The organism is Citrobacter sp. Cpo040, from assembly GCF_030332915.1.
In the GTDB taxonomy this organism is placed as follows: domain Bacteria; phylum Pseudomonadota; class Gammaproteobacteria; order Enterobacterales; family Enterobacteriaceae; genus Citrobacter; species Citrobacter portucalensis.
On sequence record NZ_JAOWGX010000036.1, the window covers coordinates 207,455 to 227,547 of the forward strand.

Annotated in this window: 16 protein-coding genes and 1 other annotated feature; of the genes, 10 read left to right on the top strand and 6 right to left on the bottom strand. The window is 53.8% G+C overall.

Annotation, left to right across the window (positions count from 1 at the left end; all coding sequences use genetic code 11):
- Positions 1 to 56 precede the first annotated feature (56 nt).
- The 8 genes from OGX86_RS15855 (at position 57) to hemH (ending at position 8,297) form a co-directional block, all read left to right on the top strand.
- Positions 57 to 434: a DUF454 family protein gene (locus OGX86_RS15855; protein ID WP_008783969.1), complete on the top strand. Its 378-nt coding sequence runs from the start codon at positions 57 to 59 to the stop codon at positions 432 to 434.
- A 193-nt stretch (positions 435 to 627) separates the two neighbouring features.
- Positions 628 to 1,179 carry an adenine phosphoribosyltransferase gene (apt, locus tag OGX86_RS15860; RefSeq protein ID WP_003021759.1) on the top strand — a complete coding sequence of 184 codons (552 nt, stop codon included), beginning with the start codon at positions 628 to 630 and terminating at the stop codon, positions 1,177 to 1,179.
- Positions 1,180 to 1,389: 210 nt separating this feature from the next.
- Positions 1,390 to 3,318 (top strand): DNA polymerase III subunit gamma/tau, encoded by a 1,929-nt coding sequence (gene dnaX, locus OGX86_RS15865; protein WP_003831049.1) that lies wholly within the window; start codon positions 1,390 to 1,392, stop codon positions 3,316 to 3,318.
- Positions 2,651 to 2,715, top strand: a sequence feature (DnaX frameshifting element). (Overlaps the previous gene by 65 nt.)
- A 57-nt stretch (positions 3,319 to 3,375) precedes the next feature.
- Complete coding sequence (locus OGX86_RS15870) at positions 3,376 to 3,705, top strand: YbaB/EbfC family nucleoid-associated protein (RefSeq protein ID WP_003021764.1); 330 nt, start codon at positions 3,376 to 3,378, stop codon at positions 3,703 to 3,705.
- Positions 3,705 to 4,310, top strand: coding sequence for a recombination mediator RecR (gene recR / locus OGX86_RS15875; RefSeq protein ID WP_003831050.1), 606 nt, complete (start codon positions 3,705 to 3,707; stop codon positions 4,308 to 4,310). Before OGX86_RS15870 ends, recR begins: the two co-directional genes overlap by 1 nt.
- A 110-nt stretch (positions 4,311 to 4,420) precedes the next feature.
- On the top strand, positions 4,421 to 6,295 hold the full coding sequence (htpG, locus tag OGX86_RS15880; RefSeq protein ID WP_032942554.1) for a molecular chaperone HtpG: 1,875 nt from the start codon (positions 4,421 to 4,423) through the stop codon (positions 6,293 to 6,295).
- 231 nt (positions 6,296 to 6,526) lie between these two features.
- Positions 6,527 to 7,171 (top strand): adenylate kinase, encoded by a 645-nt coding sequence (gene adk / locus OGX86_RS15885; RefSeq protein WP_003021773.1) that lies wholly within the window; start codon positions 6,527 to 6,529, stop codon positions 7,169 to 7,171.
- Between the two features lie 163 nt (positions 7,172 to 7,334).
- Entirely contained in the window at positions 7,335 to 8,297 is a 963-nt protein-coding gene (hemH, locus tag OGX86_RS15890) for a ferrochelatase (protein ID WP_003831052.1), read from the top strand.
- Here hemH and aes read toward each other — a convergent pair.
- Positions 8,294 to 9,253, bottom strand: a complete 960-nt coding sequence (gene aes, locus OGX86_RS15895) for an acetyl esterase (RefSeq protein ID WP_149607770.1) — start codon at positions 9,251 to 9,253, stop codon at positions 8,294 to 8,296. The genes hemH and aes overlap by 4 nt on opposite strands.
- Before the next feature lie 152 nt (positions 9,254 to 9,405).
- Here aes and gsk point away from each other — a divergent pair, with 152 nt between their 5' ends.
- Complete coding sequence (gene gsk / locus OGX86_RS15900; protein ID WP_003021781.1) at positions 9,406 to 10,710, top strand: inosine/guanosine kinase; 1,305 nt, start codon at positions 9,406 to 9,408, stop codon at positions 10,708 to 10,710.
- Positions 10,711 to 10,755: 45 nt separating this feature from the next.
- Here the strand turns inward: gsk and ybaL are convergent, their stop codons facing one another.
- Together ybaL and fsr are read right to left on the bottom strand one after the other, a co-directional pair.
- Complete coding sequence (gene ybaL, locus OGX86_RS15905; protein WP_003021783.1) at positions 10,756 to 12,435, bottom strand: YbaL family putative K(+) efflux transporter; 1,680 nt, start codon at positions 12,433 to 12,435, stop codon at positions 10,756 to 10,758.
- 225 nt (positions 12,436 to 12,660) lie between these two features.
- A complete protein-coding gene (gene fsr, locus OGX86_RS15910; RefSeq protein ID WP_003021788.1) occupies positions 12,661 to 13,881 on the bottom strand; it encodes a fosmidomycin MFS transporter in 1,221 nt (406 codons plus the stop codon).
- Between the two features lie 174 nt (positions 13,882 to 14,055).
- Here fsr and ushA point away from each other — a divergent pair, with 174 nt between their 5' ends.
- A complete protein-coding gene (gene ushA, locus OGX86_RS15915) occupies positions 14,056 to 15,708 on the top strand; it encodes a bifunctional UDP-sugar hydrolase/5'-nucleotidase UshA (RefSeq protein WP_128317166.1) in 1,653 nt (550 codons plus the stop codon).
- A 181-nt stretch (positions 15,709 to 15,889) separates the two neighbouring features.
- On the opposite strand, the gene ybaK is transcribed toward ushA, so the two are convergent.
- The 3 genes from ybaK to copA all read right to left on the bottom strand — a co-directional run bounded on the left by ybaK (position 15,890) and on the right by copA (position 20,020).
- Positions 15,890 to 16,369 (bottom strand): Cys-tRNA(Pro)/Cys-tRNA(Cys) deacylase YbaK, encoded by a 480-nt coding sequence (gene ybaK, locus OGX86_RS15920; protein ID WP_003831056.1) that lies wholly within the window; start codon positions 16,367 to 16,369, stop codon positions 15,890 to 15,892.
- A gap of 201 nt (positions 16,370 to 16,570) precedes the next feature.
- The gene (locus OGX86_RS15925) at positions 16,571 to 17,365 is read right to left on the bottom strand and encodes a TraB/GumN family protein (protein WP_136391587.1); all 795 of its coding nucleotides are present in this window, start codon (positions 17,363 to 17,365) and stop codon (positions 16,571 to 16,573) included.
- A gap of 153 nt (positions 17,366 to 17,518) precedes the next feature.
- Positions 17,519 to 20,020, bottom strand: coding sequence for a copper-exporting P-type ATPase CopA (gene copA, locus OGX86_RS15930; RefSeq protein ID WP_265638986.1), 2,502 nt, complete (start codon positions 20,018 to 20,020; stop codon positions 17,519 to 17,521).
- Between the last annotated feature and the right edge of the window lie 73 nt (positions 20,021 to 20,093).

Below are 20,093 nucleotides of genomic sequence, written 5' to 3' on the forward strand. Positions count from 1 at the left end.
TGAAAATGAGAACCGTTATGCTAAAGTAGCGATTCTCTGTGTTAAGTACTCATATTATGCAACGCATTATTCTAATCATCATTGGCTGGATAGCGGTAGTGCTAGGTACGCTGGGCGTTGTATTGCCTCTGTTGCCGACGACGCCGTTTATACTGCTGGCCGCCTGGTGTTTTGCCCGCTCATCGCCGCGTTTTCACGACTGGTTGCTTTACCGTTCGTGGTTCGGCGGGTATTTGCGCCACTGGCAAAAACACCGTGCGATGCCGCCGGGAGCAAAACCGCGCGCTATTTTGTTGATCCTGGTGACGTTTGGCATTTCACTGTGGCTGGTCAATATGATGTGGGTGCGCGGCCTGCTGCTGGTTATTCTCGCCTGTTTACTGATTTTTATGTGGCGGATCCCGGTGATTGATGAAAAACAACAAAAGCAGTAAAGCGCAATAATCGCTGTTGCAATTGTCTCTCACAGCCAGTAAATTCGACCGTTTTCGAGCACAGGCGCAGGTGGTCAAAGGTTAAGCAAGTGTAACCTTGGCTCTTATATAGACACAAAATCATTCAAGATACGTCGAGGATGAAGTGTTTAGTGCGCCGTGAAGTAATACTGTATTAATCAGGCACAAACTTATGACCGCGACAGCACAGCAGCTTGAGTTTCTCAAAAATAGCATCAAAAGCATCCACGACTACCCAAAACCGGGCATTCTCTTTCGTGATGTCACCAGTTTACTGGAAGACCCGAAAGCCTACGCCCTCAGCATTGAATTGCTGGTTGAACGCTACAAAAATGCGGGTATCACTAAAGTGGTTGGCACCGAAGCGCGTGGCTTCCTGTTTGGCGCGCCGGTAGCGTTGGGGCTGGGCGTCGGCTTTGTTCCGGTACGCAAACCCCGTAAGCTTCCGCGTGAAGTTATTGCTGAGACCTATGAGCTGGAATATGGCACCGATCAGCTGGAAATCCACGTTGATGCCATCAAACCTGGCGATAAAGTGCTGGTTGTGGACGACCTGCTGGCAACTGGCGGCACGATTGAAGCGACCGTGAAGCTGATCCGCCGTCTGGGTGGTGAAGTTACCGATGCTGCTTTTATCATTAACCTGTTTGATCTGGGCGGCGAACAGCGTCTGGAAAAACAGGGGCTGACCTGTTATAGCCTGGTTCCATTCCCGGGCCACTAATTTAGGGCTATCTTTTTTGCCATTTTGGCCCCGGTCAGTGCTCGAAATCCTCACGTACTGCGTGTACGCTCCGGTTTCTGTGCGCTGCCCGAAACCAAACTGACTGCAACGATAACGCCCGAATATAACGTGTCAACCTCGCCGTCTCTGCGAGGTTGTGTTAGCATTATCCCCCTGTGAATCCACCCTCCAGCCTTTCAGAGCCTGCCAATGAGTTATCAGGTCTTAGCCCGAAAATGGCGCCCACAAACCTTTGCTGACGTCGTCGGCCAGGAACATGTGCTGACGGCACTGGCGAACGGCTTGTCGTTAGGGCGTATTCATCATGCTTATTTGTTTTCCGGCACCCGTGGCGTCGGGAAAACCTCTATCGCCCGCTTGCTGGCGAAGGGATTAAACTGTGAAACCGGCATCACCGCTACGCCGTGCGGCGTGTGCGATAACTGCCGGGAAATCGAGCAGGGGCGTTTTGTCGATCTGATTGAAATCGACGCCGCCTCACGCACCAAAGTCGAAGACACCCGTGACCTGCTGGATAACGTCCAGTATGCGCCTGCGCGCGGTCGCTTTAAGGTCTACTTGATCGACGAAGTGCACATGCTGTCGCGCCACAGTTTTAATGCCTTGCTGAAAACGCTCGAAGAACCGCCCGCGCACGTTAAGTTCCTGCTGGCGACTACCGATCCGCAGAAGCTGCCGGTGACTATCCTGTCGCGCTGTCTGCAATTCCATCTTAAAGCGTTGGATGTCGAACAGATTCGCCATCAGCTTGAGCATATCCTCAAAGAAGAGCATATCGCCCATGAACCACGTGCACTGCAACTGCTGGCTCGCGCCGCGGACGGCAGCCTGCGTGATGCGCTGAGCCTTACCGATCAGGCGATCGCCAGCGGCGATGGTCAGGTCTCGACCGAGGCGGTCAGCACCATGCTCGGCACGCTGGACGACGACCAGGCGCTCTCGCTCGTTGAAGCGGTTGTGGCTGCGGACGGCGAACGCGTTATGGCACTGGTAAACGACGCCGCCGCGCGCGGTATCGAATGGGAAGCGCTGCTGGTTGAGATGTCGGCTTTGCTGCATCGTATTGCCATGGTTCAGCTTTCGCCTGCCGCGCTCGGCAGCGATATGGCCGCCATTGAACAGCGTATGCGTGAACTGGCGCGAATCGTTCCGCCAACCGATGTGCAGCTTTACTACCAAACTTTGTTAATCGGGCGCAAAGAACTGCCGTATGCGCCGGACAGGCGAATGGGCGTCGAAATGACGCTGCTGCGTGCGCTGGCTTTTCATCCGCGCATGCCGCTCCCGGAACCTGAAGTTCCACGACAGTCGTTTGCCCCGGTCGCACCCACTGCGGTGATGACCCCGACGCAGGTGCAGCAGCAGCCTGCGCCTGCACAACAGCAACAGAATGTACCGCTCTCCGATGCCACCAGTCAGGTGTTGGCGGCGCGTAGCCAGTTGCAACGCGCTCAGGGAGCAACCAAAGCAAAAAAGAGTGAACCGGCAGCCGCTTCCCGCGCGCGGCCGGTGAATAATGCTGCGCTGGAAAGACTGGCTTCGGTGTCGGAACGTGTTCAGGCGCGTCCGGCGGTCTCTGCGCTGGAAAAAGCACCGGCGAAGAAAGAAGCGTATCGCTGGAAAGCGACCAATCCTGTTGCAGAGGTTAAAGAAGTCGTTGCCACGCCGAAAGCGCTGAAAAAAGCGCTTGAGCATGAAAAAACGCCGGAACTGGCGGCAAAGCTTGCGGCTGAAGCCATTGAACGCGACCCGTGGGCCGCCCAGGTGAGTCAGCTCTCGCTGCCTAAACTGGTGGAGCAGGTGGCGCTTAATGCCTGGAAAGAAGAGAATGGCAACGTAGTTTGCCTGCACCTGCGTTCCACGCAGCGACACCTAAATTCCAGCGGCGCGCAGCAAAAACTGGCTGAAGCACTGAGTTCCTTAACGGGGTCAACGGTTGAATTGACCATCGTTGAAGATGATAATCCAGCGGTGCGTACGCCGCTGGAGTGGCGTCAGGCCATTTATGAAGAGAAGCTCGCGCAGGCGCGTGAGTCGATTATTGCGGATAATAACATCCAGACACTGCGTCGTTTTTTCGATGCGGAGCTGGACGAAGAGAGTATTCGCCCCATTTGATCGTGAGCCTAATGGTTTGACGGTCGTCATCCCTTAACGTGATTGAGAGAGAAGCCTATGTTTGGTAAAGGCGGTCTGGGTAACCTGATGAAACAGGCCCAGCAGATGCAAGAAAAAATGCAGCAGATGCAGGAAGAAGTCGCCAAGCTGGAAGTGACCGGCGAATCTGGCGCGGGTCTGGTAAAAGTGACCATTAACGGCGCGCACAACTGCCGTCGCGTGGAGATCGATCCAAGCCTGTTGGAAGACGACAAAGAGATGCTGGAAGATCTGGTTGCTGCGGCATTCAACGACGCGGCGCGTCGCATTGAAGAGACGCAGAAAGAGAAGATGGCCTCTGTTTCCTCCGGAATGCAGCTGCCGCCTGGCTTTAAGATGCCGTTCTGATGCAAACCAGCCCGCTGTTAACTCAGCTTATGGAAGCACTGCGCTGTCTGCCGGGCGTTGGCCCGAAGTCGGCGCAGCGCATGGCGTTCACGCTACTTCAGCGCGATCGCAGCGGCGGGATGCGTCTGGCACAGGCGTTAACGAAGGCAATGTCGGAAATCGGCCATTGTGCCGATTGCCGCACCTTCACAGAGCAAGACGTCTGCAACATTTGCTCGAACCCGCGTCGCCAGGAAAACGGTCAGATTTGTGTGGTGGAGAGTCCGGCGGACATCTACGCCATTGAGCAAACCGGGCAATTTTCCGGACGTTACTTCGTGCTGATGGGACACCTGTCGCCGCTGGACGGTATTGGCCCTGATGATATCGGGCTGGATCGTCTCGAACAGCGACTGGAGTCTGAGCAAATCAACGAACTGATCCTGGCGACCAATCCCACGGTCGAAGGAGAGGCGACCGCCAACTATATTGCTGAGCTTTGCATGCAATATGGCGTTGAAGCCAGCCGTATCGCCCATGGCGTTCCGGTAGGCGGCGAGCTGGAAATGGTCGATGGCACTACGCTGTCGCACTCTCTGGCAGGGCGACACAAGATTAAATTCTGAACAAACGGAGGCCGCGACGGCGGCTTCCGCTTGAAATCCTTCCCGCTTGTCCCCATTTCACCCTCAACGTGTTTTTACCATTGAAAATGGCATTGTTGAGGTAGATCTACATGAAAGGACAAGAAACTCGTGGTTTTCAGTCAGAAGTAAAACAGCTTCTGCACCTGATGATCCATTCTCTGTATTCCAATAAAGAAATCTTCCTGCGTGAGCTTATCTCTAACGCCTCGGATGCGGCAGACAAGCTGCGTTTCCGCGCCCTGTCTAACCCGGACCTGTATGAAGGCGACGGTGAGCTGCGTGTACGTGTTTCCTTCGATAAAGATAAGCGTACGTTGACCATTGCCGATAACGGCGTGGGGATGAACCGTGATGACGTTATCGATCATCTGGGGACCATTGCGAAATCCGGTACTAAATCTTTCCTCGAATCCATGGGATCCGATCAGGCGAAAGACAGCCAGTTGATTGGCCAGTTCGGGGTGGGTTTCTACTCTGCGTTCATCGTGGCGGACAAAGTCACCGTGCGTACCCGCGCTGCGGGCGATAAGCCGGAAAACGGCGTGTTCTGGGAATCTGCGGGCGAAGGTGAGTACACCGTTGCCGACATCACCAAAGACGATCGCGGCACCGAAATCACCCTGCATCTGCGTGAAGGCGAAGATGAGTTCCTTGATGACTGGCGCGTACGTTCCATCATCAGCAAATATTCCGACCATATCGCGCTGCCGGTAGAGATCGAAAAATCCGAAGAAAAAGACGGCGAGACCGTGGTTTCCTGGGAAAAGATCAACAAAGCGCAGGCGCTGTGGACCCGTAACAAGTCGGAAATCAAAGACGACGAATACAACGAGTTCTACAAGCACATCGCCCACGACTTCACTGACCCGCTGACCTGGAGCCACAACCGTGTGGAAGGTAAGCAGGAGTACACCAGCCTGCTGTACATCCCGTCCCAGGCTCCGTGGGATATGTGGAACCGCGATCACAAGCATGGTCTGAAACTGTACGTCCAGCGTGTGTTTATTATGGACGACGCCGAGCAGTTCATGCCGAACTACCTGCGCTTTGTGCGCGGTCTGATAGATTCCAACGATCTGCCGCTGAACGTTTCCCGTGAGATCCTGCAGGACAGCACCGTCACCCGTAACCTGCGCAGCGCGCTGACCAAACGCGTACTGCAGATGCTGGAAAAACTGGCGAAAGACGACGCGGAAAAATACCAGACCTTCTGGAAACAGTTCGGCCTGGTACTGAAAGAAGGCCCGGCGGAAGATCACGCCAACCAGGAAACGATCGCTAAGCTGATGCGCTTCGCGTCTACGCACACTGACTCCTCCGCACAGACCGTGTCGCTGGAAGACTACGTGTCGCGGATGAAAGAAGGGCAGGAGAAAATCTACTACATCACCGCAGACAGCTATGCGGCAGCGAAGAGCAGCCCGCACCTGGAACTGCTGCGTAAGAAAGGCATCGAAGTGCTGCTGCTTTCTGACCGCATCGATGAGTGGATGATGAACTACCTGACCGAGTTCGACGGTAAGGCATTCCAGTCTGTTGCCAAAGCTGACGAGTCCATCGACAAGCTGGCGGATGAAGTTGATGAATCGGCAAAAGAAGCGGAAAAAGCGCTGACGCCGTTCGTTGAGCGCGTGAAAACCCTGCTGGGCGACCGCGTGAAAGAAGTGCGTCTGACTCACCGTCTGACCGACACGCCAGCCATCGTCACCACCGATGCGGATGAAATGAGTACCCAGATGGCGAAACTGTTTGCCGCTGCGGGCCAGGCCGTACCGGAAGTGAAATATATCTTTGAACTGAACCCGGACCACGTGCTGGTAAAACGCACGGCGGATACCCAGGACGAAGCGCAGTTCAAAGAATGGGTCGAACTGCTGCTGGATCAGGCGCTGTTTGCTGAGCGCGGCACGCTGGAAGACCCGAACCAGTTCATCCGTCGTATGAACCAGTTGCTGGTGTCCTGATACCCGTAATGTAATGCCGGATGGCGTTAACGCTTATCCGGCCTACAGCATCTCGTAATAGTATGCCGGATACGGTGTTTCCACCGCCATCCGGCATTTTCTCGCCTTATTTTTAATTTTCCCACCGTTAACCGTTTCAGCGTCGGGCGTCTTTCTTGAGCCAATTGCGTGATGGTGGTATCGTTTAGCGCTTTTTAAAAAATATCGACAACCTTTAAGGGGATTTTCGTAATGCGTATCATTCTGCTTGGCGCTCCGGGCGCGGGTAAAGGAACTCAGGCTCAGTTCATCATGGAGAAGTATGGTATTCCGCAAATCTCCACCGGTGATATGCTGCGTGCTGCCGTGAAATCTGGCTCCGAGCTGGGCAAACAAGCGAAAGACATCATGGACGCCGGTAAGCTGGTGACTGATGAGCTGGTGATCGCGCTGGTAAAAGAGCGTATTGCTCAGGAAGACTGCCGTAATGGTTTCCTGCTGGATGGCTTCCCGCGTACTATTCCGCAGGCAGACGCCATGAAAGAAGCGGGCATCAACGTGGACTACGTTCTGGAGTTCGATGTTCCTGACGAACTGATCGTTGACCGTATCGTGGGTCGTCGCGTACACGCTGCTTCTGGCCGCGTTTACCACATCAAATTCAACCCGCCTAAGGTTGAAGGTAAAGACGACGTGACCGGCGAAGAGCTGACCACCCGTAAAGACGATCAGGAAGAAACTGTACGTAAGCGCCTGGTGGAATACCATCAGATGACCGCTCCGCTGATCGGCTACTACTCTAAAGAAGCGCAGGCGGGTAACACCAAATACGCTAAAGTTGATGGCACTCAGGCCGTTGCTGACGTGCGCGCAGCGCTGGAAAAAATCCTCGGCTAATTTTTTCGCGTAATAAATCTCTTATCAGGCCTGCCATTATCGCGTAGGCCTGATAAGCGTAGCACCATCAGGCAAATTCTCGTCTTACCTCTCACAGCAATTAGTTCTTCTTTATCGCTTTTCCGCTACAATTATCAACAATTTGAATCGATAAGAGGCGGTAATGCGTCAGACGAAAACCGGTATCCTGCTGGCAAACCTCGGCACTCCCGATGCCCCAACCCCCGAAGCCGTTAAGCGCTACCTGCGCCAGTTTTTAAGCGATCCACGCGTAGTTGATACGTCACCTGCACTGTGGTGGCCGCTTCTGCGCGGGGTGATTTTACCGTTGCGTGCGCCACGCGTAGCCAAGCTGTACCAGTCAATCTGGATGGAAGACGGTTCCCCGCTGATGGTTTATAGCAAGGCACAACAGCGTGCGCTGGCAGAACGCCTACCAAATACCCCTGTTGCGCTGGGAATGAGCTACGGTTCGCCGTCGCTTGAAAGCGCGGTCGATGAACTGTTGGCAAGCGGGGTTGAACACATGGTGGTGTTACCGCTGTACCCGCAATATTCCTGTTCGACGGTGGCGGCCGTCTGGGACGAGCTGGCGCGTATCTTAGCGCGTAAACGCGGTATTCCTGGCGTTTCATTTATTCGTGATTACGCCGATGACAGCAGCTACATCGATGCGCTGGCGAAGAGTGCCCGGGATTCATTTGCTCAACACGGTGAACCTGATTTGCTGCTGCTCTCCTATCACGGCATTCCGCAGCGTTACGCCGATGAAGGCGATGACTACCCGCAGCGCTGTCGCGATACCACTCGAGAACTGGTTTCAGCGCTTGGCCTGCCGCCAGAAAAAGTAATGATGACCTTCCAGTCTCGCTTTGGTCGCGAACCGTGGTTGACGCCGTATACCGACGAAACGTTAAAAATGCTGGCGGAGAAAGGGACACAACATATCCAGGTTATGTGTCCGGGCTTCTCGGCAGATTGCCTCGAAACGCTGGAAGAGATAGCGGTACAAAACCGGGAGATTTTCCTCGAAGCTGGCGGTAAGCAATATGAGTATATTCCGGCGCTTAATGCCGCACCGGAACATATCGAAATGATGGTTAAACTGACCGACGCTTACCGTTAAAGCTGGGCTCTGAAGTAACGAGCGCCTTCCCGTAATGCATCGTCGGCGGTTTTCATCATTCGCGAATAGTGCAGGAAGGCGTGTAGCGTGCCAGGGTACATTTTGTACTGGCAGGGCTGCTGATGCGCCTGCAACGTCTGGAATAGTAAGCGGCTATCGTCAATCAGCGGATCAAACTCAGCGCCAGCGATAAAACACGGTGGCACGTCACGCGTCAGATCGTTATTAAACAGGCAATAATACGGTGACTCGCGATCGTCAGCGCTACGCAGGTACGCGTTTTCGTACATCTGCAAGTCCTCGCGGGTTAACCCATCCCACGCTCCGCCCATCAGCCGTCGGCTCAGTGAATCCTGCAGGCCGTAAAGCCCATACCACAACAGCACTCCAGCCACCTTGCCGCAGACAATGCGTTTATCCCGTAGCCACAGCGCGCTGGCAAGCGCCAGCATGGCTCCGGCGGAATCGCCCGCAAAACCGATATGATTCACATTAAGAGAATAGTCGCCAGCGTGCTGATGAAAATACTGGCAGACGGCGGCAATCTCTTCGATGGCTTGCGGGAAACGGGCTTCTGGCGCAAGCGAATAGTCGATACCAATTACCGTGCACTGCGTATAGCGCGCCAGCAAGCGCATAATACGGTCGTGGGTATCCAGATTACCGAGAATAAAACCGCCGCCATGCAGATAATACAACGTTGCCAGGCTATGAGGCTGCGGTGAGTAAATACGTGTGGCCACGGGGCCGCATGCGGTAGAAATAACGCATTCGCGGGTATTCATCTCTGGGGCATCGGCATTCCACAGCTGCCGTTCATGAATGTAGTGTTGGCGCTGGGCCACGAAGTCATCTGCAGGGGGCCACGGCGGCAGATCGTCGCGATGAAAATTCACCACGCTTTTCATTTCATCCGAAATTCTGTCGAGTACGGGGATCTTGTTTTCCGGCTTCATAAAACGCTCCTTGTGAAGGTGAGTTATTGTAGAAATTAATCCCGTATAAACTGCGATCTCACCGTCTGATATTGAAACTTAGCGCCGCATCGCATGCGTGGCAGGGAATGTGCTACCATGCATCGCTCAGTTAACCACCCGTAAAATCGACCATGAAATTTCCCGGTAAACGCAAATCCAAACACTATTTTCCCGTCAGCGCGCGCGATCCGTTGCTGCAACAAATTCAGCCAGAAAATGAAACCAGCGCAGCCTGGGTGGTAGGTATCGACCAGACGCTGGTGGATATTGAAGCCAAAGTGGATGATGACTTTGTAAAACGTTATGGATTAAGCGCCGGGCATTCTCTGGTGATTGCCGATGATGTCGCAGAAGCGCTCTACCAGGAACTGGTGCGTGAAAATTTGATCACCCATCAGTTTGCGGGCGGTACTATCGGTAACACGATGCACAACTACTCTGTGCTGGCGGATGACCGCTCGGTGCTGCTGGGCGTGATGTGCAGCAATATCGAGATTGGCAGCTATGCGTACCGCTATTTATGCAATACCTCCAGCCGTACCGACCTGAACTACCTGCAAGGCGTTAACGGACCGATTGGCCGCTGCTTTACGCTGATTGGCGAGTCAGGTGAGCGTACCTTCGCAATCAGCCCTGGGCATATGAATAAGCTACGAGCGGATAGCATCCCTGAATCGGTGATTGCCGGCGCGTCCGCGTTGGTGCTGACGTCCTATCTGGTGCGCTGCGAACCGGGTGAGCCGATGCCGGAAGCGACCATGAAGGCGATTGAATATGCCAAAAAACACAATGTGCCGGTGGTTCTGACCCTGGGCACCAAATTTGTCATTGCCGATAACCCGCAGTGGTGGCAGGCATTCCTGAAAGAGCATGTCTCTATTCTGGCGATGAATGAAGAAGAGGCCGAAGCGCTGACCGGCGAAAACGACCCGCTGCTGGCGTCCGACAAGGCGCTGGATTGGGTGGATCTGGTACTGTGCACTGCGGGTCCGGCTGGTCTGTATATGGCGGGCTTTACGGAAGAAGAAGTCAAACGTAAAACCCAGCATCCGCTGCTGCCCGGTGCTATTGCCGAATTTAACCAGTACGAATTCAGCCGCGCCATGCGCCATAAAGACTGTACCAATCCGCTGCGCGTGTATTCGCACATCGCACCGTATATGGGCGGGCCTGAGAAGATAATGAACACCAACGGCGCAGGTGACGGCGCGCTGGCGGCATTGCTGCATGATATTACCGCCAACAGCTATCACCGCAGCAACGTGCCTAACTCCAGCAAGCACAAGTTCACCTGGCTGACCTATTCGTCGTTAGCCCAGGTGTGTAAGTATGCTAATCGCGTGAGTTATCAGGTGCTGAACCAGCATTCACCGCGCCTGACGCGCGGTTTACCGGAACGTGAAGACAGTCTCGAAGAGTCGTACTGGGACCGTTAAATCTTGCATAGGCCGGATAAGCGATAACGCTATCCGGCACGGACATTAACTGGCCGTAGCAACTTCACCTGCAGGCGGCGTTTCAATCAGCTCCAGCATGGTGCGGGCGATTTCACGCTCACCCATGACGACCTGGTTGGCGCCGCGTTCGGTAATATATTCCACCTCATCGTCATAATGCGCGCGGGCGATAATCTCAATCGACGGGCATTTCTCACGTGCAGAAGCGACAATTTCACCCGCTTCATAACCATTGGGAATGGTCAGCAGCAGCCAGCGCGCGCAATCCAGATGCGCCAGATTCATAATCTCTTCGTTGGCGGCATTTCCCAGTACCGCGCGGATCCCACGCTCGCGCAGTTCATCCACCCGGGTACGTGAGGTTTCGATCACCACCAGCGGGATCCCCGCAGCCATCAATTTCTCACCCAGCAGGCTGCCGACGCGACCAAAGCCAACCAGCAAGGCATGATTGCAGATATCCACCGGAATTTGCTTCTCTTCTTCGATAGCCTCTTCCAGCGTCTGCTCCTCCAGCGTTTCTGTTTTGGCGAGGTATTTTTCTAACACCGCAAACAGCACCGGGTTGAGCATGATGGACAGGATTGCCCCGGCCAGCACCAGATTCTGTCCGGCCTGCGGCAGCAGGTTCAACGCCATTCCCAGACCCGCCAGGATAAAGGCAAATTCACCAATCTGCGCCAGGCTGGTGGCAATGGTGAGCGCCGTACGTTGGGAGTGACCAAACAGACGCACCAGGAAATAGGCGGCAAGGGATTTACCAAAGATAATAATCGCCAGCGTGCCCAGTACCGCCAACGGCTGCTGGATCAGAACTAACGGATCGAACAGCATCCCGACGGAAACAAAGAACAGCACGGCGAACGCATCGCGCAACGGCAGGGTATCATGGGCCGCACGGTGGCTCAGTTCAGATTCATTCAGCACCATACCGGCGAAGAACGCGCCCAGCGCAAAGGAGACATCGAACAGCTCTACTGCGCCAAAGGCGATACCTAAGGCGAGGGCAAGGACTGAGAGGGTAAACAGTTCGCGTGAACCGGTTGCGGCGCTGCGGGCCATAATCCACGGTACCAGGCGACGACCCACCAGCATCATAATCGCGATAAACGCCACCACCTTACCGATGGTAATGCCCATATCGACGGCCAACGAGGCGAAGCCGACATCTTCTTTTTCCAGCATCCCGGCGACGGCTGGCAGGAGAACCAGCGTCAGCACCATCATCAGATCTTCGACAATCAGCCAGCCAATGGCAATTTGCCCGCGCTGGCTGTCAATGAGCTGTCGTTCCTCAAGCGCACGCAGTAGCACCACGGTACTGGCGGTTGAAAGACACAGACCAAAGACGATCCCCACCATCAGCGACCAGCCTAATACGGCTGAAAGCGCCATACCCAGCAGCGTTGCCACTGCTATCTGGGCAATCGCACCGGGAATGGCGATAGACTTTACCGCCATCAAATCCTTCAACGAAAAGTGCAGTCCCACGCCGAACATCAGCAGAATAACGCCAAGCTCGGCCAGCTCAGGCGCGAGCTTAGTATCAGCAACAAAACCAGGTGTAAATGGACCGGCCAGAACGCCCGCTAACAGATATCCCACCAGAGGAGAAATACGTAGTTTATTGGCAATCATGCCTAATATAAAAGCGAGCACAAGGCCGCCGACAATGGTGGTGATAAGCGGGGTGGCGTGATGCATTCCGTCTCCTTTGGTTGCTGTGATGATCCTAAAAACCCAAACTACGAGTAATAGTTTATGACAATTTTAATGTTTATGTTTATGAATAATTATTGAATTTTGAAGAAAACGGGATTTTACGCGCAAAAAAGCACGGATCGGAAAAGTACAGCGATATATGAGAGGTAAAGGCTGATGGCTACTGTAAGTAATGACGGCCAAAGTTTACTTTTTGCCGTCAGAAAATCAGGCTTTGTGTCGGTTATCAGGTAAGAATATGGTCAGTATCCCCAGAAGTGGCAGGAAAGCACATATTTTGTAGACCAAATCGATGCTGGTATGGTCGGCTATCAGCCCTAGCACCGCGGCTCCCAAGCCGCCCATGCCGAAAGCAAAACCGAAAAATAGCCCAGAAACCATGCCGATACGCCCAGGAAGCAGCTCCTGCGCGTAGACCAAAATGGCAGAAAACGCCGATGCGAGGATAAAACCAATGATCACGGTTAAAATCCCGGTCCATTCCAGCGTTGCGTAGGGTAAAACGAGGGTAAATGGCGCAACGCCGAGGATAGAGCCCCAAATAACATATTTTCTGCCAATTTTATCGCCTAATGGTCCGCCAATCACCGTCCCGGCCGCGACGGCAAACAGGAAAGCAAACAGGTGAAACTGGGCGTTTTGTACCGATAATCCGAATTTTTGCATCAGATAAAAGGTGTAATAGCTGCTGATGCTCGCCATATAGAAGTATTTGGAGAAAATCAGTACCAGCAGGATGCTTACCGCCAGCACCACTTTATTGCGCGGTAACGGATTTACGATGGCGACTTTCGGTTTTCCTTTACTCATCCGATGCTGCGCAGCGTACCAACGGCTGATTTGTGCCAGGACGACAATCGCTAATAACGCAGCCAGAACAAACCAGGCCACATTACCCTTACCATATGGCGCGATGATGACAGCTGCCAGCAAGGGTCCCAAAGAGCTACCGAAGTTACCGCCAACCTGGAAAATTGACTGTGCCAGGCCGTGGCGACCGCCGGAGGCCATGCGTGCCACGCGGGACGATTCCGGATGAAATACCGAAGAGCCGGTGCCAACCAGCGCCGCGGCGAGCAGCACCATATGGAAGCTGCCAGCCATAGCCAGCAAAACAAGTCCGCTCAGCGTGAAGCACATCCCAATGGGCAGCGACCACGGCATCGGGTATTTGTCCGTCCAGTAACCCACCACCGGTTGCAGCAGCGAGGAAGCAAGCTGGAAGGTTAGGGTGATCATCCCGATCTGCATAAACGTTAGCGAGAACTCTGACTGCAATAGCGGATAAATCGCCAGGATCAGCGACTGAATCATATCGTTTAGCAGATGGGAGAGGCTGATCGCTCCTAAAATGCCAAATGAGGTGCGTGCTTTAGCAACCGACGCTGACGCGCCAGCCACAGGCTGGGTTGGTTCACTTATTGCCATAGAAAGTCACTTCTGTTTGGGTTGCGATTATGAGGGTAATCTATTTTGTTATTATTACCTGACTAACATACCTGCGGAAGGTGTTTGAAGGAAGTCTCATTTCTGAAAACATTTTCGACTATTATTTCATATCATTGTAATTTCAGTCGTTGATTTTGGCTCAGGGAGAGAAATATGAAGTTTTTAAAACGGGGCGTGGCGCTGGCGTTATTAGCCGCATTTACGCTGGCAGGTCAGCCAGCGCAAGCGTACGAAAAAGATAAAACCTACAAAATTACCATTCTGCATACCAACGATCATCACGGTCACTTCTGGCGCAGCGAATACGGAGAATACGGACTGGCGGCGCAAAAAACGCTGGTGGACAGTATTCGTAAAGAGGTGGCAGAGGAAGGGGGAAGCGTACTGCTGCTTTCCGGTGGCGACATTAATACCGGCGTACCGGAGTCCGATCTGCAGGATGCGGAACCTGATTTTCGTGGGATGAACCTGATTGGCTATGACGCAATGGCGGTCGGAAACCACGAGTTTGATAATCCCATGACCGTACTGCGCCAGCAGGAAAAATGGTCCAAATTCCCGTTTCTCTCGGCCAATATCTATCAGAAAAGCACTGGCGAGCGTTTGTTTAAGCCGTGGGCCATCTTTAAGCGCCAGGATTTAAAAATTGCCGTACTCGGTTTAACCACCGATGATACGGCAAAAATAGGCAACCCCGAGTTCTTTACCGATATTGAGTTCCGTAAACCTGCTGATGAAGCCAAACTGGTTATCCAGGAACTGAATATGGGTGAAAAGCCAGACATCATTATCGCGACCACCCATATGGGACATTATGACAACGGCAACCACGGCTCGAACGCCCCTGGCGATGTCGAAATGGCGCGTAGCCTGCCGGCGGGATCGCTGGCGATGATTGTCGGTGGTCACTCGCAGGATCCGGTGTGTATGGCTTCAGAGAACAAGAAGCAGGTTGATTACGTACCGGGTACGCCGTGTGCGCCAGACAAGCAAAATGGGATCTGGATTGTGCAGGCGCACGAGTGGGGGAAATATGTGGGCCGGGCGGACTTTGAGTTCCGTAACGGCGAAATGAAAATGGTCAACTACCAGCTCATTCCCGTCAACCTGAAGAAAAAAGTGACCTGGGACAACGGTAAAAGTGAGCGCGTACTCTATACCCCGGAAATAGCTGAAAATCAGCAAATGCTTTCGCTGCTGACGCCGTTCCAGAATAAAGGTAAAGCGCAGCTCGACGTGAAAATTGGTAGCGTCAATGCGCGCCTTGAAGGCGACCGAAGCAAAGTCCGTTTCGTGCAGACCAACATGGGACATTTGCTGCTGGCTGCGCAAATGGCGCGAACCAGCGCAGATTTTGGCGTGATGAGCGGCGGTGGCATCCGTGATTCCATCGAAGGCGGCGATATCACTTATAAGAGTGTGCTGAAAGTGCAGCCGTTCGGAAACATCGTGGTGTATGCCGACATGAGCGGGAAAGAGGTGATTGACTATCTGACCGCCGTGGCGCAAATGAAGCCGGACTCCGGGGCCTATCCGCAGTTTGCCAACGTCAGCTTTGTGGCGAAAGACGGCAAGCTTAACGATTTGAAAATCAAAGGCGAACCCGTTGACCCAGCCAAAACCTATCGCATGGCAACGCTAAGCTTCAACGCAACCGGTGGCGATGGCTATCCGCGCATTGATAACAAACCAGGCTATGTGAATACCGGGTTTATTGATGCGGAAGTGCTGAAAGAGTTCGTGCAGAAGAACTCACCGCTGGATGCCAGTGTGTATGAGCCGAAGGGTGAAGTTACCTGGCAGTAACAGGGCTATTTTGTTCGCCATTTTGAACGCGGGCAGTGCTCGGAATCCTCACGTACTACATGTACGCTCCGGTTCCTGCGCGCTGGCCGAGTCCAAACTGCCTTCACCAATAACGCCCTGTTGAGTATTCGGTTTGTAGGCCTTAAAGCTGCGCGCCATCAGGCAATCATTCTATAACCGCTTAATCGCGACGAGCGATGTCGGCGAATTTCGCATCCAGAATTTTCGCCAGATCGCCGGCTGCCAGTTCGATATCCAGCCCGCGTTTGCCGCCGGAAACATAAATGGTGTCAAACGTCTGGGCAGGGGCATCAATGAGCGTTGGCAATCTCTTTTTCTGTCCTAATGGGCTGATCCCCCCCACCAGATAACCGGTGGTTCGTTGCGCAACCATTGGATCGGCCATATCAACCTTTTTAGCCCCCAGCGCCTTAGCGACCTTTTTGAGATCCAGTTGACCGGCTACAGGCGTGACCGCAACTGCCAGATGCTTCATATCGCCATTCACGGCAACCAGCAGCGTTTTGTAGACCTGGTCCGCATTCAGACCTAACTTGCGTACCACTTCATCACCAAAGTTCGTCTCGGACGGGTCGTGATCGTAGGTGTGAATCTGGAAAGAAATTTTGTTTTTTTCGAGTAATTTAACGGCGGGTGTCATAGCAATTTTCCTGGACCAGACAAAATACGACTCAAGCATACGCCTGATGTCTGTCTAAAAAATAGTACCATCTTGCGCAATAGTATTGGCAGGATGATGACTTTGAGCGACAATCGAACTACACCGATGCTTTAAGCATTGGGATCATAATAATGATGAAATTCCTCTTTGACGGGCCAATAGAAATATTGGCCATTTTTTTTACCGTAACATCTCCGGCAAATTTCCCTCTCCGTACAGATGTAGCGCGCCAACGGCCACGACGTAATGACCAGCAGGCATCGCCCTGAGCCGATCGCGCCAGGCTGTGTTGCGTTGATGCATCAAAACGTCATACAACGACTGGCTAAAGGTATTGGGAAGCGTCAGTTCGCTATTGCGTGGCGGTGTTTTAAGCCACCAGCCCATCATTTGTTGCAACAATCTGGCATTGGTATGCCAGTGCGTCAGAGTATCGTCCAACAAGGCCAGCCCGTTATCAGGCAACTGACATAACAGCTCGATTTGACTGGATGCGCCCTCCAGCTCGATAACGGGTTTATGCGCTTGTTTTGCCGCTTTCAGCAATTGGTAATCAATTCCGTATTCCGCCCGTAGCCCCAACTGCTGTGCCTGTGTCGCCTGTAATACCATGGCGATTTGCCACAACGGCTGAGTAGATAACAGCGATGGGGAAATGCCCAGTTCGTTGGTGACTTTATGCAGGTTTTCTAACTGCTCCGGGCTGATACGTTCTTCGAGTGCGGCAAATGTAGGAAGGTTAGCAAATGGCGCGTCGTCACCGGAAACATCCGCTTCGACAATCAGCGCGTCGGCATGGTTGAGTTTTTTGAGTAATTTGGCAGGCAGAGGTGCCATATCGCGACTGCCCATGTGAATACTGCCAATCAGATGAAAATGGCGGTTGCCGGGCAATGAAATGTCGATGGCAGGCCAGGTATAGTGGTTGCCGCGTAGCGCGGTGAAAAATGTTTTTACCCGGTATAACAGATCCATACGACCTCCCTAAGTAGACTTTCATGCTAGCGCGTGGTCCAGGAAGGTGCAATGCGAGAATCGCCGGATGGCGACGCGAAATCGTCTTATCCAGCCTACAATGTTACCTGCACTTTGTAGGCCGGATAAGCGTGAGCGCCATGCGGCAGAGGGTTACTCTTTCGGTTTGAAGCGCAGCAGTCGGTTAGCGTTGCTCACCACAGTAATGGAGGAGAGTGCCATCGCCGCCCCTGCAACGACCGGATTCAGCAGTGTTCCGGTGAATGGCCACAGGATCCCAGCGGCAACGGGGATACCGATGCTGTTATAAATAAACGCGCCGACCAGGTTCTGCTTCATATTGCGCAACGTTGCCCGGGAGATAGACAGTGCATCCGCAACGCCCATCAGGCTATGACGCATCAGCGTAATCGCGGCGGTTTCAATCGCCACATCGCTGCCGCCACCCATGGCAATTCCGACATCGGCCTGAGCCAGCGCAGGTGCATCGTTAATACCGTCACCCACCATGGCAACCTGACGCCCCTGGCTTTGCAGACGTTTAATCGCCTCGGCTTTACCGTCCGGCAGAACACCGGCAATCACTTCATCAATACCGGCTTCTTTTGCAATAGCGTTAGCCGTGGTCGGGTTGTCACCAGTAAGCATCACCAGACGATACCCGTTGCGGTGCAGGCGCTGAAGTGCTGCCACGCTGTCGCTACGCAGCGGATCACGCACCGCTAACAGCGCCGCCGCTTTACCATCAATCGCCAACAGGACCGGGGTTGAACCCTGGGATGCCTGAGCGGTGATTTCATCTTCCATTTCAGTGGTATCAACCTGTTGCTCATTGAGCAGTGCCTGGTTGCCCAGCAGCAACGTATGACCTTCCGTTTCACCGCTTACGCCTAAACCGCGCAGCGTACGGAAACCATTGACCTGTGGCAGCGTAACATCACCGGCTTTGTCCAGAATCGCCCTTGCCAGCGGGTGACTGGAACCCTGTTCAAGGGCTGCAGCCAGACGAATCGCCAGCGCTTCATCGGTATTGCCAAACGTTTTGATGGCGACAACCTGCGGTTTACCTTCAGTCAATGTCCCGGTTTTATCAAATACGACGGTATCAAGCGTACTGGCGCGCTGCAGCGCATCGGCATCACGTACCAGAACCCCAAACTCAGCGGCACGACCTACACCGGAAATAATCGACATCGGCGTCGCCAGGCCCAGCGCACAAGGGCAGGCAATAATCAGTACGGTAGTGGCAATCACCAGCGTATAAACAATTTGTGGTGCCGGCCCGAAGAAATACCAGATTGCCGCACTCACCAGCGCAATGACGACGACGACCGGAACGAACACTGAGGAGATACGGTCGGCTAGTTTACCAATCTCCGGTTTACTGCTTTGCGCCTGGCGCACCATACGAATAATGCGTGACAGCGTGGTATGGCTGCCAACGGCACTGGCGCGGAACAGCACGCTGCCGTCTTGTACGACCGTACCGGCGTGGACGCTATCGCCTTCGCCTTTTTGTTGCGGAATAGGCTCTCCGGTCAGCATGGCTTCATCCAGCCAGGCCTCACCCTGAGTGATTTCGCCATCTACCGGAACGCGGTCACCGGTGGTCAGGCGCAGCAACATTCCCGCCTGAACGTCTGCCAGCGGCACGTTCTTTTCGCCTTCGTCGGTAACAACACGCGCGGTCGGCGGTGTCAGATCGAGTAATTTTTCCAGTGCTTTGGACGAACGCTGGCGAGCCCGCGCTTCCAGCATGTGCCCGAGGTTAATCAGACCGATAATCATCGCACTGGCTTCATAATAGAGGTGTCGCGCTTCCATCGGGAACCATTGCGGCCAGAGGTTGACACTCATGGAATAAAGCCATGCCACCCCTGTACCCAGTGCCACCAGCGTATCCATGGTCGCGGTGCCGTTCATCAGGCTTTTCCACGCGTTGCGGTAAAAATGACCGCCCGCGAAAACCATCACGGCAAGCGTTGCCAGACCAATCGTCAGCCACAGGCTACGGTTGTCGGCAGTGACCATCATGTTTTCGCCAATCATTCCCCATACCATGACAGGGATACCCAGCAGCAGCGCGACGGCCGCCTGCCAGCGAAAACGTTTCATGGTTGCTACGGCGGTTTCTTGCTGACGCTCGCGGCGCTTAACATCATCTTCAATGGCTTCTGCGCCGTAGCCCGCTTTTTCCACCGCTTTCACTAACTGGTCGGCGGACGCACTGCCCATTACCAGCGCAGTACGTTCCGCCAGGTTTACCCGTGCCTGCGTGACACCCGGTACGCTTTGCAGAGCATCTTGTACGCGGATAACACAGCTGGCGCAGCTCATGCCGTTTAACAGCAACTGTTGGCTGTCATCATCAGCCGTAGCTGCCGGAAGCTCGGAAGGGACCGCTGCCAGTGCTTCCGACGGGATTGATGACTCCGTCAGCGGTTTAGCCTTTGGGTGGCTTAACTCCGCGCCGTAACCGGCTTGTTTGATGGTTTCAATCAGCGCTTCAGCACTGGCGCTCCCGGTGATGTGCGCTTCAGTCACAGTGACATCCGCTTGCTCAACGTCCGGGCGTTGCTCCAGACTTTCTTTAACTCGTTTTACGCAGTGACCACAGGACAAGCCGTCCAGGGTTAGATCGATGGTTTGAGACATAACAAATTTCCTCTATGATTGGTCTGAGATTCATTGACCTTAGCAATCGTTTTGACTAACTGTTATAAAGGTT

Excerpts from the sequence above, each read along its gene's own strand:
- OGX86_RS15855 (WP_008783969.1), top strand. The coding sequence starts at position 57 with ATGCAACGCATTATTCTAATCATCATTGGCTGGATAGCGGTAGTGCTA.
- ybaL (WP_003021783.1), bottom strand. The coding sequence starts at position 12,435 with ATGCATCACGCCACCCCGCTTATCACCACCATTGTCGGCGGCCTTGTG.
- ybaK (WP_003831056.1), bottom strand. The coding sequence starts at position 16,369 with ATGACACCCGCCGTTAAATTACTCGAAAAAAACAAAATTTCTTTCCAG.
- hemH (WP_003831052.1), top strand. The coding sequence starts at position 7,335 with ATGCGTCAGACGAAAACCGGTATCCTGCTGGCAAACCTCGGCACTCCC.
- aes (WP_149607770.1), bottom strand. The coding sequence starts at position 9,253 with ATGAAGCCGGAAAACAAGATCCCCGTACTCGACAGAATTTCGGATGAA.
- OGX86_RS15870 (WP_003021764.1), top strand. The coding sequence starts at position 3,376 with ATGTTTGGTAAAGGCGGTCTGGGTAACCTGATGAAACAGGCCCAGCAG.
- gsk (WP_003021781.1), top strand. The coding sequence starts at position 9,406 with ATGAAATTTCCCGGTAAACGCAAATCCAAACACTATTTTCCCGTCAGC.
- adk (WP_003021773.1), top strand. The coding sequence starts at position 6,527 with ATGCGTATCATTCTGCTTGGCGCTCCGGGCGCGGGTAAAGGAACTCAG.
- recR (WP_003831050.1), top strand. The coding sequence starts at position 3,705 with ATGCAAACCAGCCCGCTGTTAACTCAGCTTATGGAAGCACTGCGCTGT.
- apt (WP_003021759.1), top strand. The coding sequence starts at position 628 with ATGACCGCGACAGCACAGCAGCTTGAGTTTCTCAAAAATAGCATCAAA.
- dnaX (WP_003831049.1), top strand. The coding sequence starts at position 1,390 with ATGAGTTATCAGGTCTTAGCCCGAAAATGGCGCCCACAAACCTTTGCT.
- ushA (WP_128317166.1), top strand. The coding sequence starts at position 14,056 with ATGAAGTTTTTAAAACGGGGCGTGGCGCTGGCGTTATTAGCCGCATTT.
- htpG (WP_032942554.1), top strand. The coding sequence starts at position 4,421 with ATGAAAGGACAAGAAACTCGTGGTTTTCAGTCAGAAGTAAAACAGCTT.
- OGX86_RS15925 (WP_136391587.1), bottom strand. The coding sequence starts at position 17,365 with ATGGATCTGTTATACCGGGTAAAAACATTTTTCACCGCGCTACGCGGC.
- copA (WP_265638986.1), bottom strand. The coding sequence starts at position 20,020 with ATGTCTCAAACCATCGATCTAACCCTGGACGGCTTGTCCTGTGGTCAC.
- fsr (WP_003021788.1), bottom strand. The coding sequence starts at position 13,881 with ATGGCAATAAGTGAACCAACCCAGCCTGTGGCTGGCGCGTCAGCGTCG.